This is a genomic window from Vibrio cidicii (assembly GCF_009665415.1).
GTDB classification, from domain to species: Bacteria; Pseudomonadota; Gammaproteobacteria; order Enterobacterales; family Vibrionaceae; genus Vibrio; species Vibrio cidicii.
In genome coordinates this window covers 1,416,326-1,430,573 of sequence record NZ_CP035921.1, presented here as the reverse complement: position 1 = coordinate 1,430,573, position 14,248 = coordinate 1,416,326, and the positions used below count along the sequence as shown (strand labels likewise).

The 14,248-nt window shown below is 38.0% G+C and carries 13 protein-coding genes; all 13 read left to right on the top strand.

The features are described from left to right. Positions 1-46 precede the first annotated feature (46 nt). The 13 genes from EWA64_RS07510 to galU all read left to right on the top strand — a co-directional run bounded on the left by EWA64_RS07510 (position 47) and on the right by galU (position 13,993). Complete coding sequence (locus EWA64_RS07510) at positions 47-1,303, top strand: oligosaccharide flippase family protein (RefSeq protein ID WP_061895786.1); 1,257 nt, start codon at positions 47-49, stop codon at positions 1,301-1,303. Beyond that, positions 1,300-2,388 carry a glycosyltransferase family 4 protein gene (locus tag EWA64_RS07505; RefSeq protein WP_061895787.1) on the top strand — a complete coding sequence of 363 codons (1,089 nt, stop codon included), beginning with the start codon at positions 1,300-1,302 and terminating at the stop codon, positions 2,386-2,388. The genes EWA64_RS07510 and EWA64_RS07505 overlap by 4 nt, the downstream gene beginning before the upstream one ends. A gap of 122 nt (positions 2,389-2,510) precedes the next feature. Then, positions 2,511-3,689, top strand: a complete 1,179-nt coding sequence (locus EWA64_RS07500; RefSeq protein ID WP_061895788.1) for a hypothetical protein — start codon at positions 2,511-2,513, stop codon at positions 3,687-3,689. 4 nt (positions 3,690-3,693) lie between these two features. Continuing rightward, entirely contained in the window at positions 3,694-4,203 is a 510-nt protein-coding gene (locus EWA64_RS07495) for an acyltransferase (protein ID WP_212590092.1), read from the top strand. Then, positions 4,200-5,288: a glycosyltransferase gene (locus tag EWA64_RS07490; RefSeq protein ID WP_369435821.1), complete on the top strand. Its 1,089-nt coding sequence runs from the start codon at positions 4,200-4,202 to the stop codon at positions 5,286-5,288. The genes EWA64_RS07495 and EWA64_RS07490 overlap by 4 nt, the downstream gene beginning before the upstream one ends. Positions 5,289-5,435: 147 nt before the next feature. Continuing rightward, complete coding sequence (locus EWA64_RS07485) at positions 5,436-5,864, top strand: acyltransferase (protein ID WP_170320363.1); 429 nt, start codon at positions 5,436-5,438, stop codon at positions 5,862-5,864. Positions 5,865-5,877: 13 nt separating this feature from the next. Next, complete coding sequence (locus EWA64_RS07480; protein WP_061895792.1) at positions 5,878-6,984, top strand: glycosyltransferase family 4 protein; 1,107 nt, start codon at positions 5,878-5,880, stop codon at positions 6,982-6,984. Further along, positions 6,981-7,844, top strand: coding sequence for an NAD-dependent epimerase/dehydratase family protein (locus tag EWA64_RS07475; RefSeq protein ID WP_061895793.1), 864 nt, complete (start codon positions 6,981-6,983; stop codon positions 7,842-7,844). Before EWA64_RS07480 ends, EWA64_RS07475 begins: the two co-directional genes overlap by 4 nt. After that, on the top strand, positions 7,837-8,391 hold the full coding sequence (locus tag EWA64_RS07470) for a sugar transferase (RefSeq protein ID WP_061895794.1): 555 nt from the start codon (positions 7,837-7,839) through the stop codon (positions 8,389-8,391). Before EWA64_RS07475 ends, EWA64_RS07470 begins: the two co-directional genes overlap by 8 nt. Before the next feature lie 24 nt (positions 8,392-8,415). Next, the gene (locus EWA64_RS07465) at positions 8,416-10,368 is read left to right on the top strand and encodes a polysaccharide biosynthesis protein (RefSeq protein ID WP_061895795.1); all 1,953 of its coding nucleotides are present in this window, start codon (positions 8,416-8,418) and stop codon (positions 10,366-10,368) included. Positions 10,369-10,625: 257 nt separating this feature from the next. Then, positions 10,626-11,792, top strand: a complete 1,167-nt coding sequence (locus EWA64_RS07460; RefSeq protein WP_061895796.1) for a nucleotide sugar dehydrogenase — start codon at positions 10,626-10,628, stop codon at positions 11,790-11,792. A gap of 70 nt (positions 11,793-11,862) precedes the next feature. After that, positions 11,863-12,867 carry an NAD-dependent epimerase gene (locus EWA64_RS07455; RefSeq protein ID WP_061895797.1) on the top strand — a complete coding sequence of 335 codons (1,005 nt, stop codon included), beginning with the start codon at positions 11,863-11,865 and terminating at the stop codon, positions 12,865-12,867. Between the two features lie 304 nt (positions 12,868-13,171). Next, the gene (galU, locus tag EWA64_RS07450; protein ID WP_061895798.1) at positions 13,172-13,993 is read left to right on the top strand and encodes a UTP--glucose-1-phosphate uridylyltransferase GalU; all 822 of its coding nucleotides are present in this window, start codon (positions 13,172-13,174) and stop codon (positions 13,991-13,993) included. Positions 13,994-14,248: the final 255 nt, after the last annotated feature.

Sequence of the window (14,248 nt, the reverse complement as noted above, 5' to 3'; positions counted from 1 at the left end):
AGATTGACCAAACTAATATGTGTCACTATAAAGTCAGAGGGATTGGGTGAATCAAGCTAGAATTTTAAAAAACATAAAGTATATGTTTACGTCTTCTATTGGAACTCAAATAATTAATTTGGCAACTCTGCCTGTATTGACAAGGTATTATTCTCCAGAGGCATGGGGGCAATTCTCTATATACTTGGCCACATTAGGAGTGCTGAGTATAGTTTGCACCTTGTCATATAGCGGTGCAATAATCACATCAAAAAGAGATTTCCAAGCTCGACTTATTGCTCGAGGGATTATATTTCTTTCGGGATTTTTTGGGTTACTACAAATATTGCTTCTTTTAATTAACTATAAATTATTGTTAATAGATTTTGATGGTAAATATGTATATATAATTCCTGGGATGTGTATATTAGCCTGCTTTCAGGATGTTTTATATAGCCTTATTAGCAGGAAGATGCTATTTAAATACGCTTCAGTTGTTATGGTTGTTAGTACATTAATAAGCGTTTCGAGTTCTTTCTTTGCAAGTTTTTATTTTGATAATGAATATGGGTTGATAATAGGAAACTTCATTCTTTATGCTTTTCAGGTATTAGGTTTTACATTAGCACTCAGAATAAATAATGTAAGGATTTTTAAGGTTAAGTACAATGCATGTTTAATTCTTAGAGAATTCAAGAAAAATATAGACTTTGCTATCTATAAGTTCCCTCAAAATCTACTTTCAAATACAAGTCAAAATCTGCCAGTTATAATTTTTGGTAACGTATTTGGTGCGTATGTCTCTGGACAGTATGCTATGGCAAGAAAACTCGTAGGTATACCTTCACTTCTTATGGGTAGAGTATTGTCTAGAGTGTTCTTTTCTGAAATTGCATACTCTGTGAATTCTAATATAAAGATCTTTAGTACATTACTTCGTACATCACTCATATTGTTTATATTGTCTTTACCAGTATTTATTTCTATTTATCTATTTGGTCAAGAAATATTAACTTTTATTCTTGGTGAACAATGGTCACAATCAGGAAAATACTCTGGCTATTTAGGGTTGTGGTTACTAGCCGCTTTGGTTAATAAACCTGTAACATCGGCGATTCCTGCCTTGGGTTTGCAAAAAGAGTTTTTGATTTATGAAATTTCACTTTTCCTATTCAGAACTGCATCGCTGATTTTCTTTTCATTCATTTATAAAGATATTGATTACTCAATTATATCATTTTCAATTGTAGGTATGGTTTTTAATATTTCTCTTATGATGTTTGTATTATATTTTGTTTATAATAAAGAAAGGAAACGTGAATGAAAGTGCTATTCGTCGCTCCTAGATACCATACGAATCAATGCGGCATTGTGAAAACATTAATTGATTTTGGTTGTGAAGTTAGATTTGATGTATTAAAAAGAGGCGAAAGTGAAAATTACAGAATCATATCGCCAAATATAATTGAAGTTTCATTTTTTTCTAAGGTTGTCAATAAGTTTTTTCCGTCTAATAAATCAAACTTATACTACGCTTTCCCAAGTTTTATTAAATACTACTTGAATCTCAAGGCAAGTAAAATTGATGTGATAATAATAAGAGATCCTAAAAGATACTTCTCAGTAATAGCTGCACTAGCTGCGAAGTCGCTAAATATTAAAATTGTTTTTTACACTCAAGATACTACTAAATCGGAAAGTACAAGTTGGTTTAAGTCCTGGCAACAAAAATTAATAAAGTCAATTTTTGATGCAGAATGGATAACACCTATTGGTGGTGTTGATACGGAAGTTAAAAAATATTTACCATTTGTAGTTTCATCTAACAAAAAAGAAATGATAGAAAGAGACAACATATCTGATAGTGTTAGGATTTTATCTATTGGTAAATACGTGAAAAGAAAGCGGTTAGATTTACTTTTGCAAATGCTGATAACATTTCCTCTTGCTGAATTAACTATAATTGGAGAGGAAAGTTCAGAAGAGCACACGAGAATTAAAAAGGAACTAGAATTATTATCTGATAGTCTTGGAGTTTCAGAAAGAGTTGAATTTATTTCAAATATGTCACATGCTGACGTGTTAAATATATACTCAGAATTTGATGTTTTTATTTTGCCAGCGGAGAAAGAGCCGGCATCAATATCAGTGTTGGAAGCAATGGCCTCTGGAGTTCCTGTTATATGTGCAGATACTTGTGGGACTTCGTCATACATAAAACCTGGTGTAACAGGATATATATTCACAGAGAATAATTTAGATGATCTTTTGATTAAATATAGAGAGTTAGAAAATCTAATTAAACAAAAGGGTAAAAAAGATATTCAAATATCTTGTTTTAGGCATGCCGACCTTGAGTTTTCAGAATCTGCATATATATCTAGGGCAAAGAATATTTTTCTTAAATAATAGGTTTTAGCTTGAATCAAATAATATTTTATACAGTTTATATAAGTATTATGGCGTATTTTATAATGAAGAATAGATTATCTATATCATTCTTCTTTTTTATATGTATAAGCATTTACTTTATGCCTCTTTTTTTTGGCGTTGTTAATGAGCCATCGGGTAGATATGTAGAACAAGTTGATATAGTGCCTGAATTTTATTTGATTGCATCATTTATTTTTTTCCTATGTCCGTTATCTGATTTTATTTATACTAAACTACTTCCTAGAAAAATAAATATTTTTAATAGTGGAAATAATGATATAGCAAGAAATAATGTAATATTAGAAACTCAAACACTTTCATTAATTATTCTAATATTGATCAGTTTTATATTGCAGTATGTTGTGAGTGGGCCTGCGTTATTATCTGCTGATAAAAGTATGGTTCTAGAGGCTAAAAGTAGGTGGACAACTCTTAATACTACAGCCTCAATGATCGCTCTATGTTTTTTATCTCTATTAAAAAAAGAAAGCATAAAAACCAAACATTACAATTTATTGCTTTTTTTTACTTTTATAAGTCTTGCTTTTAATATATATATCGGCCATCGTTCAAACGCGGCAATAGCATTTTTAGGTGTGTGTATTATATTTTTTATAGACCAAAGACTAGATCTAGTAGTACGGAATAACAAAAAGAAAATACTTTTAGTTATAGCTGTTTCATTTTTTTTCTTTATCTATAAGTTCATATATATAGCAGTAAAAATGAACGACTTTCAACTTGTAGCTGAGAAATTAGCAAGTGATGATTTTTTTGTCACAGCTTTTACATATTCAGAACCTTTTACGACTCAAGGAATATTCAATCGTGTAATTTCTGATAGCTATATAGTTGAGTGTTCAAATATTGCATTTATACCAGTTTTGATTCTTCCTGCCATGAACGAATATATAGATCTTGAATCATGTAAATATAATTATCTAATTCAAAGAGATCTTTTTCCAGAGGTTGACTATGGTGTAGGAAGTAATATTTGGGCTGAGTTTTTTAGTTTAGGTGGATATTTTTCATTATTTACATTGTCAGTGATTTTTTTGATTTGTTTGATATGTATCTATCATTTATATAGAAATGTTTACTCTATCTTGGCGAAGAGCTCCATATCTGTAGCTCTAGTTTATATTTGCTTTTACTCTAATCGAAAAGATCTTTTTCTATTAGTTGGTATTCTTAAAAGAATTGTATTGACACTTTTAATTATATATGTAATTTCATTCATAATTAGGAAGTTAATGTATTTCTCAAGATGGAGATAAGTTAATGAAGAAAGCAATGAGATATCTAATTTCAATTGTAATATTTAAAGTGTTTGGCGGGGTAAAAAACGCCAGATACTTAGGCGTAACAGTTGGTAATGTTAGCAGAATCTATACAAGATATTTTGGGTCAGAACCTTTTCTTGTAGAAATAGGTAATAATGTTACTATCTCTTCAAATGTTACATTCTTAACTCACGATGGTTCGTACTCATTAGTTAGCGAAGAGAACAGAAGATACTATAAATTCGGTAGGATAACTATTGGTAATAATGTCTTTGTTGGTGCAAACTCAACAATTCTCCCTGGTGTAACTATCGGTGATAATGTAGTAATAGGTACATGTTCTGTAGTGACTAAGTCGGTTCCTAGTAACACAGTGTATGCAGGAAATCCCGCGAGATTTATTAAGAGCTTTGATAGTTTTTCTGATAGTGTGACTAGCTCATCTAATAGAAATAGTCACAGAAGCAGAAATGAATCTTATAAAGACTGGGTGTTGAAACAATTATGAAATACCTTTTTTTATTGCCATCCCCCACTTTAGGTGGTGCAGAAAGAGTAATACTAAATATTGTTAAATATTTGGGTGAAAACAATAGAAATAATATAGATATCTACTTCTTCTCTAAAGGAACAAGAAACGATTGGTCACCTTATTGTTTTCCTGAAAATGTTAATCTCAATTATTTGAATGGAAAAAGTGAGATATATGGGGTCTTAATGTTTTTTTGGTATTTTCAGTCGAAAAAATTTGATTTTGTATTTACATCTCATACCCACATTAATGCTTTCGTTTCGTTGTGCCGTAGATTTCGAATAATTAAATCTTCAAAACACATATCAAGAGAGTCTACTGTTGTTTTTAAGAGGTTCTCTGGTTTGAAACTCCTGACTTTTAGGCTATTCTATTTTATTTATTACAATATAGACCTCATCATATGTCAATCTCAGGAAATGAAAGATTCTCTACTAAGCAATGTGCAGAAATTTAATAAATACAATGTAAGAAAAATAAGGAATCCTCTCCATGTTATGCATATTTTAAATTCTTGTCATTCACAAGATGTCTCCTTTCCTAAGGATAAGGTTAATATACTTTTTGTCGGAAGATTAGTCAAAGTCAAACAGGTTGATAATTTAATTATTGCATTCTCCAACGTAATATCTCGTGGACACAATGCATTTCTTAATATAGTAGGAGAAGGACCGTTATATGGGGAATTAGTCAACTTAGTAGACGATTTGAATGTTAGTGAGTTTGTTAATTTTTGGGGACAAACAAGTAATCCATATTCGTTCATGAGCAACGCGGATATCGGTATTTTAGTTTCTGAAAGGGAAGGCTTTCCAAACGTTATCTTAGAAATGATGTGTAGTGGTACTAAAAATATCATTGTGTCACCTTGTGCTGATGAGTTAAATTCATTACCTGAAGTCAAAGTTCTAAACTCATCTAGTGTCATGGACATTGAAGAAGGCTTAATTGAATCTATTACTACAAAGTCTGATAATTCTAGTGTTTATATGGATTACTCAAAAGAAATTGATATTTCAAAGTTTTGTTCAAATGTATTTAATAATAACTTTACTATTTAATAGAAATAAATAAGGCTGAGTCTTTGTATTATGCTTGTGAAAATTCTACATTCATTTTTCTCCGTTATTCTAACGTTAATATTTAAACTAATATATATAAAAAGTCTTAATATAAATATTATAAAGTCAAGACTTAATGGAAACATTGTGATTGGGTCTGCGCGCGTATCTGTTGGTGATTATTTTAGAGCTAGGTCTGGATTAAATTTTAATGTGACATCTGGTGTTCTTTCAATCGGTGATAACGTTTTTTTTAATCGGAATTGTTCTATTAATGTAAGAAAGAATGTTAGCATCGGAAATGACTGTATGTTTGGTGAAAATGTTTTAATCTATGACCATGATCATAATTTTAAAAAGCTTGACATTCCTTTCTCTAAACAGGGTTTCTTTTGTGACGAAGTAAAAATAGGTAATAATGTATGGATAGGGTCTAACACAATAATTTTAAAAGGTGTCAGTATAGGGAATAATGTTGTTGTTGGAGCTGGATCAGTAGTTTCAAAAAATATAGAATCAGACTGCATTTACAGGCAGGATATAATCAGAAATATAAAATTCATAAATCGGGATTGATTTTATTATTGTCATGAAGAATATAGTTTTCTCAAGTTCAACCGCATGGTATATCTTCAACTTCAGGAAAAACACTGTCCTTGAAATGTTGGAATCAGGCTATAACGTTTTTTTAGTATCACCAGAAGATGAGTATGTAGAACGCTTGGTTAGATTAGGTGTAAAGCATATTAACATATCTCTAGATCGAGGTGGTGTTAATCCTCTTAATGATCTTAAAACAATTTGCAAATATTATAGTATTTACAGGAAAATAAAGCCTGATTTTATTTTTAACTTTACACCTAAATGTAATATATATAGTACGATTTCAGGTCATTTTTTTACGGAAAATATATTTAACAATATATCTGGGCTAGGATCTGCTTTTACTAAAAAAAACTTTGTCTACTACATTACATTCTTTCTTTATTATTTTTCTCAAAAGTTCAGCAAGAAAATATTTTTCCAGAATGAGCAAGATCGTAGATTGTTTATTGAAAATAGAATTGTAGCTGAAGAAAAGACATTAAGAATCCCTGGTTCAGGAGTTGATCTTAATAGATTTCATTATACAGAACGCAGTTTTGATGGCGGACCGACACGATTCTTATTTTGTGGCAGACTTCTTTATTCAAAAGGGGCGAAGTTATATGTAGAATCAGCAAAAATTTTGAAAAATGTTTTTGGTGAAAATGTTAATTTTAGTCTTCTAGGTTTCATTGATGAATTCTCTAAGGATGCGATTTCTTCAGATGAATTAACTGGTTGGATTCGTAGCGGTGAAATTGACTTCTTAGGTAAAACTGATGATGTTGCACCTATCTTAAGGGAGCATGACTGTATTGTATTACCTTCCTATTATCCCGAGGGTGTTCCAAAGTCTTTACTGGAAGCTGCATCTTCAGGACTTGCAATCATTACAACAGATAATGTTGGCTGTCGTGATACAGTTGTTGATGGTGAGAATGGATATCTAGTTGATAAAAAATCCAAGGAAAGCTTAGTTGACGCTATGACTAATTACATATTATTATCAAATGATGATAAGCGAAAGATGTCCTTATATTCTAGGAAGCATATTGAAAATAATTTTGATGAAAGAATAGTTATTAAAATGTATATGGACCTCTTATCGTGAATATAGTTTTAACAGGTGCTGATGGATATATAGGAAGCCATTTTCCCAAGGGCTATCCAGGTTTGGTGGCGATTAGTAGAAACAGAGATAGTGGATTCTCTAACCAAATTTCAATCAAGTGTTTTAAAGAATACGATTGGTCTTTGTTACTAAAAGATGTGGATTGCATTATTCACTTAGCAGAAAAGGCGCACACCAGAAAAGGTTTTGATTTATTGGCTGATAATATTACTCAGCATATTTTCGAACAAGCAGTTAAATATCGAGTTAAAAGATTTGTTTATGTTAGTTCAGCAGGTGTTATTCCATATCTAGATTCTGTTAGCCTGAATGTTCCGGATAATATGAAAATTAAGATTAGAAATGAAAAAATGTTACTTGACAGTAGTGAGAACATCGAAGTTTTGATAATAAGACCAGCTCTTGTTTATTCAAAGAAACCACCAGGAAATTTGAAATATCTTTTCGATTTTATTCGGGTTTTTGCCGTTTCACCTTTCGGTTTTGTAAATAATAAAAAGAGATTTCTGTCAATATATAATTTGATTGATTTTATAATTTATAGTTTACATATCAACTTTGGTAATAAGTGTGTCGTGAATCTCTCTGATAATTGCCATATTTCTACAAAAGATTTTGTCAGTCAGGTAGGTCATTTTTTTAATAAAAAAGTTGTTCATGTCCCTGTTCCTAAAGGATTATTCTATTTTATCGGTAAGATTTTTGGTAAACAATCTTTAATAGAAAATTTGATCGAAGATTCTTATGGTGACTTTGACATGATATTTGATAATTTCGATTGGCAACCAAAATATACTCTAATTGAAACACTAAAAAAGGATAGCTATTTAGATGACTAGAATATTCGATTTATTAATATCTTTGTCTTTGTCATTTTTTTTATTTCCAATTCTATGTTTTGTTTTAATCATTGGTTATTTCGACACAGGATCGCCCATCTTTGTACAAGAACGTGTTGGGCGAAATAAAAAGCCATTCAATCTTATTAAATTTCGCACTATGTCCGTTAATACTCAATCAGTTGCATCTCATCTGGCAAGTACAAGTTCAATCACTAAACTTGGTGCCTTTTTGCGCAAAACAAAAATTGATGAATTACCACAACTGATTAATGTATTGAAAGGCGAAATGAGCCTGGTTGGTCCGCGCCCGAACCTATTTAACCAAACAGAACTGATCCAAGAGCGTGAGGCACTAGGCGTTTACAATGTACTGCCGGGCATTACTGGCTTGGCGCAAGTGCAAAATATTGATATGTCGACGCCAAAGCTGTTGGCACAGACGGACCGTCAAATGATCGACACCTTGACGCTAAAAAGCTACTTTCGGTATATAATCATGACAGCGACAGGCAGTGGCTCTGGAGACGCTGTTAAAAAATCTTAGAATTACATATTAAGTGAAATAATTATGGACAAGTTGGCTTATATTTGGTCTCTGCCTCGGATGCATAAGCGTCTGATCAGTTTGGCTATTGATACTCTATTGATCACCTTCTCTTTCTTTCTCGCCTTAGCGGCGCGAACGGGAGAGGTCTCTTTTACGGTTTCAGGGTCAACTTGGTTAACGCTGCTTGGTACCTTAGTCGTAACGCTAGTCGCTTTTACCAAACTGGGTTTGTATCGCGCTGTATTGCGTTACTTGACTTTCCATGCGTTAACGGTCGTCGTGATTGGTGCGGTGATCTCTGCGCTTTCTATCACCACCTTTGCCTACTATTTTGATGCTACGGTGCCGCGTACGGTGCCTGTCATCTATATGACATTCCTGGCGATTCTTTGTGGTGGGGCGCGTATGTTGGTGCGCTCTCTCATTGTGCAGGCTAGCCGTAAAGGCTCTGAACGGGTGCTAATTTTTGGCGCGGGTAGTACAGGGCGTCAGCTTGCCATTGCGTTAAGAAATGCGGAATCGTATCAAGTACAAGGCTTTATTGATAATGATCCATCATTGGAAAACACCATCATTCAAGGGATTAACGTTTACTCGCCAAGCAGTGTTGATCAACTGGTCGAAAGGCAGGGGATTGAAAAGATTTTGCTTGCTACGCCGCGCGCTTCTCGCTCTGAACGTAAAGCCATTATCGATTCTTTGTTGCATCTTCCAGTTGAAGTGCTCACCGTGCCCGATTTCAACGATATCGTAAACGGCAATGCCACAGTCGATGAACTGAAAGATGTCGCGATTGAAGATCTGCTTGGTCGCGATCCGGTCGCACCCAACCCAGAACTGATGAAAGCCAACATCCAAGGTAAAGTGGTTATGGTTACTGGTGCGGGTGGTTCTATCGGCTCAGAGCTTTGTCGGCAAATCGTAAGGCAAAAACCGAAATCACTGGTTCTTTTTGAGCTGTCTGAATTTGGCCTTTATCAAATTGATAAAGAGCTTTCCAATCTCGTTGAAGCAGAAAAGCTTAACGTCGAGATCATCCCGCTGTTGGGTTCAGTGCAACGCATTAACCGTGTCAGTACCACCATGCGTGCCTTTGGGGTGCAAACGGTGTACCACGCGGCCGCCTATAAACACGTGCCACTAGTGGAATACAATGTGGTCGAAGGGGTGCGTAACAACGTATTTGGTACCTATTACACCGCCAAAGCAGCTATTGAGGCGGGGGTAGAGTCCTTTGTGCTTATCTCAACCGATAAAGCCGTGCGCCCAACCAATGTTATGGGCACCTCAAAACGAATGGCTGAGCTGGGTTTGCAAGCCCTGGCGCAACAAGAGAACAGCAAAACCAATGGCACGCGTTTTTGCATGGTGCGCTTTGGTAATGTGCTTGGCTCATCCGGCTCTGTGATTCCTCTCTTTAAACGTCAGATTGAAGAGGGCAAAGCGATCACTGTGACGCATCCAGATATCATTCGCTACTTTATGACCATACCAGAAGCAGCTCAGTTGGTGATTCAGGCTGGCGCAATGGGTAAAGGTGGCGATGTCTTTGTCTTGGATATGGGCCAACCAGTGAAAATCGTCGATCTGGCGAAAAACTTGATTCGACTCTCTGGGCTTGAAGTCAAATCGGCCTCAAACCCGAATGGTGATATTGAGATTAAATTCACGGGTCTTCGCCCGGGTGAAAAGCTGTATGAAGAGCTATTGATTGGCGATAACGTTGAAGGCACAGAGCATGAACGCATTATGACGGCTAACGAGCAGTTCTTGCCATTGGAGCAGTTTAATCACATTCTCGACAATCTGGACTTAGCATGCCACCATTTTGACCATGAGGCGATTCGCCAAATCCTGCTCGAAACGCCAACAGGCTTTAACCCAACCGATGGCATTGGCGATCTCGTCTGGAACGCAAAGAACAAGCTCAAAGCGTCTCAGGCTAAAGTTGTTGAAATGAAGGTAATGGCGTAGTGGGAAAAGGTTGCTAGGGACTAGGTTTCTAGGTTCTAGGGAAGGGCTGGGAAGAGCGGTCCTATGGTCCTGAAGAGCAGGGTGCTAGTATTCTAGGTACTAGGAAAAGCAGGTTGCTAGGTTCTAGGAAAGAGCGGTCTTTCTTTCGCTTTTGCTCTTCCTCGTAATCTCGTCCCTGCTTTCCCCCCTTCTTTTCTTCTACCCCCTATGAATCTTTTTTGCTACTCTTTGACAAATTTTAATTATGGTATATGGAAATGAAAATCGCAGTTGCAGGTACGGGCTACGTCGGCTTATCTAACGCCATGCTTTTGGCGCAGAATCATCAAGTAGTCGCGGTGGATATTATCGAAGAAAAGGTGCAAATGCTGAACAACAAGCGGTCACCGATTGTTGATAAAGAAATTGAACATTTTTTAACGCACAAAGCACTAAATTTCGTGGCTACGCTCGATAAGCAGCAAGCGTATCAAGACGCAGAGTTTGTTATTATTGCCACCCCGACGGATTACGATCCGCAAAGCAACTACTTTAATACCTCATCGGTAGAAGCGGTCATTCGTGATGTGATGGCCATTAACCCGAATGCGGTGATGGTGATCAAATCGACTATTCCTGTCGGTTACACCGCGCGAATTAAGCAAGAGCTGGGTTGTGAGAATATTTTATTCTCACCTGAGTTCCTGCGCGAAGGTAAAGCGCTATACGATAACCTTTACCCGTCACGTATTATTGTCGGCGAGCGCAGCGAGCGTGCCGAAGTCTTTGCCAATCTGCTACTTGAAGGCGCAGAAAAGAAAGATGTGCCAATTCTGTTTACCGATTCCACGGAAGCAGAAGCGGTGAAACTGTTCTCTAATACCTACCTTGCGATGCGTGTGGCTTATTTCAACGAGCTGGATTCGTATGCCGAAGCGCACGGCCTCGATGCACGTCAAATTATTGAAGGCGTGGGGCTCGATCCCCGTATTGGCAATCACTACAACAACCCATCTTTCGGCTATGGCGGTTACTGTTTACCAAAAGATACCAAGCAGTTGTTAGCTAACTATAAAGATGTACCGAATAACATCATCAGTGCGATTGTGGATGCCAACCGTACACGTAAAGATTTTGTCGCAGATTCAATTATCAGACGCCAGCCTAAAGTGGTTGGTATTTACCGTCTGATCATGAAGGCAGGGTCAGACAATTTCCGTGCCTCCAGTATTCAAGGAATTATGAAACGCATCAAAGCCAAAGGCATTGAAGTGGTCGTGTATGAACCTGTGTTGAAAGACGACGAGTTTTTCCATTCTCGCGTGATCAAAGATCTCAACGAATTTAAACAAACCGTCGATGTCATCGTCTCCAACCGCATGGTGGAAGAGCTCGCTGATGTCGCAGAGAAAGTTTACACCCGTGATTTGTTTGGTAGTGATTAGGGAAAGGCAGGACCTAGTACCTAGGATCTGAAACCGATAATCTCCCCATGAATTTTTTCGAGACTTAAATATGAAATATCTAATCACTGGTGTTGCGGGTTTTATTGGCAGTGCAACCGTTGAAAAATTAACAGCACAAGGCCACGAAGTGGTTGGCATCGATAATATTAACGATTATTACGACATTAACTTAAAACACGCAAGATTAGCACGTGTTGAGCACTCGCAGTTCCGTTTTGTCCACTTGGATATTGCCGATCGCGATGCCGTAGCGACGTTGTTTGAACAAGAGAAGTTTGATCGAGTGATCCATCTTGCGGCACAAGCTGGAGTGCGTTATTCACTCGAAAACCCGCATGCGTATGCAGATTCTAATTTGGTGGGGCACCTGAACATTCTTGAAGGGTGCCGTCAAACCAATGTACAGCATTTAGTTTATGCATCGTCTAGTTCCGTCTATGGCTTAAATGCCAAAGTGCCTTTTGCCACCTCGGATTCTGTCGATCATCCTGTTTCTCTCTATGCGGCGACTAAAAAAGCCAATGAGTTGATGGCACATAGCTACTCGCACCTTTATAACATACCGACGACAGGGTTGCGCTTTTTCACCGTGTATGGAGCTTGGGGCCGACCTGATATGGCTCCGTTTATCTTCACTAAAAAGATCCTCGATGGCGAAACAATCGATATTAATAATAACGGGGAAATGTGGCGTGACTTTACCCATGTCGACGATATTGTCGAAGGGGTGGTGCGTATCGCGGATGTTCTTCCTTTAAGAAACGAGGCATGGACTGTCGAAGCTGGTACTCCAGCTAGCAGCTCAGCGCCCTATGCGGTTTACAACATTGGCCACGGCTCTCCTATCAGCTTGATGGATTTCGTTAAGGCGATAGAAGATGAGCTCGGCATTGAGGCGAAGAAGAATTTCCGTGAGATGCAACCTGGTGATGTCTATCAAACTTACGCGGATACCGCCGACCTTTTTGCCGCTACGGGTTATAAGCCTCAAGTAACTGTGAAGCAAGGCGTTGCAGAGTTCGTAGCTTGGTATCGTGACTTTTATAATAAATAAAGGAAAAGTGGCACTAGGAAGGGCAAGAGCGGTCCTGGTTCTTAGGTGCTGGGTTCTAGGAAAAGCGGATAAGAGCGGTTCTATGGTCCTGAAGAGCGGAGAAGAGCGGGAAAAGTGGTCCTAGTTCCTAGGTTGCTGGGTTCTAGGAAAGAGCGCTTTTTCTTTCGCTCCTGCTTTTCCCAGGACCAAGGGCCCAGAACCCAGGACCATTTTTTCCGCCATTGCTCTTCCTAGCAATCTCGTTCCTAGTAGTCTCATTCCTGCTTTTCGCCCCTTTTTTCAACACAATTGGTTAGTAGTAATAATGATTAAAAAATGTTTATTCCCCGCCGCAGGCTACGGCACCCGTTTTCTCCCAGCCACAAAATCGATGCCTAAAGAGATGATGCCAGTGGTCAACAAACCGTTGATCGAGTATGGCGTCGAGGAAGCGATTGAAGCAGGTATGGATTCCATGTGTATTGTCACTGGCCGTGGTAAACATGCGCTGATGGACCACTTTGATAAAAGCTACGAGCTGGAGCACCAAATCAGTGGCACCAGCAAAGAGGCGCTGCTGGGGGATATCCGTAAGCTGATTGACTCAGCCAGTTACACTTATATCCGCCAAAGCGAGATGAAAGGCTTGGGCCATGCGATTTTAACCGGGCGAGAGCTAGTGGGAGATAACCCATTTGCGGTTGTACTGGCAGACGACCTGTGCGTAAACCAACAGCAAGGCGTGCTTTCGCAAATGGTGGCGCTGTTTAACCAGTTCCGCTGCTCGATTGTGGCGGTGCAAGAAGTACCAGAAGATGAAACCCATAAGTATGGCGTTATTTCCGGTGAAATGATCAAAGATGACATTTTCCGTGTCGACAACATGGTTGAAAAACCAGAACCCGGCACCGCGCCAAGCAATCTCGCTATTATTGGCCGCTATATTCTCACCCCCGATATTTTTGAGCTCATCGAGCAAACCGAGCCCGGCAAAGGCGGTGAAATCCAAATCACCGATGCGCTACTCAAACAAGCGCAAAACGGCTGCGTGCTAGCCTATAGATTCAAAGGCCAACGTTTCGATTGCGGCAGCGTAGAAGGCTACATCGAAGCCACCAACTACTGTTACGAGAATTTGTATAGGTAGGAAAAAGGTTGCTAGGGGCTAGGTACTAGGTTCTAGGGAAGAGCAGGAAGAGCGGTTAAGAGCGGTCCTATGGCCCTATGGTCCTGAAGAGCAGGGCGCTAGTTTTCTAGGTTTGCTCCTGCTCTTCCTAGCAATCTAGTCCCTATCAATCTCGCTACTGCTTTCCGGGCCCAGAACCTAGGACCCTCTCTTTCGCCTTTGCTCTTCCTCGTCCCTGCTCTTCCCTAGCAAACTCGCTCCTGCTTTTCTGCCCTT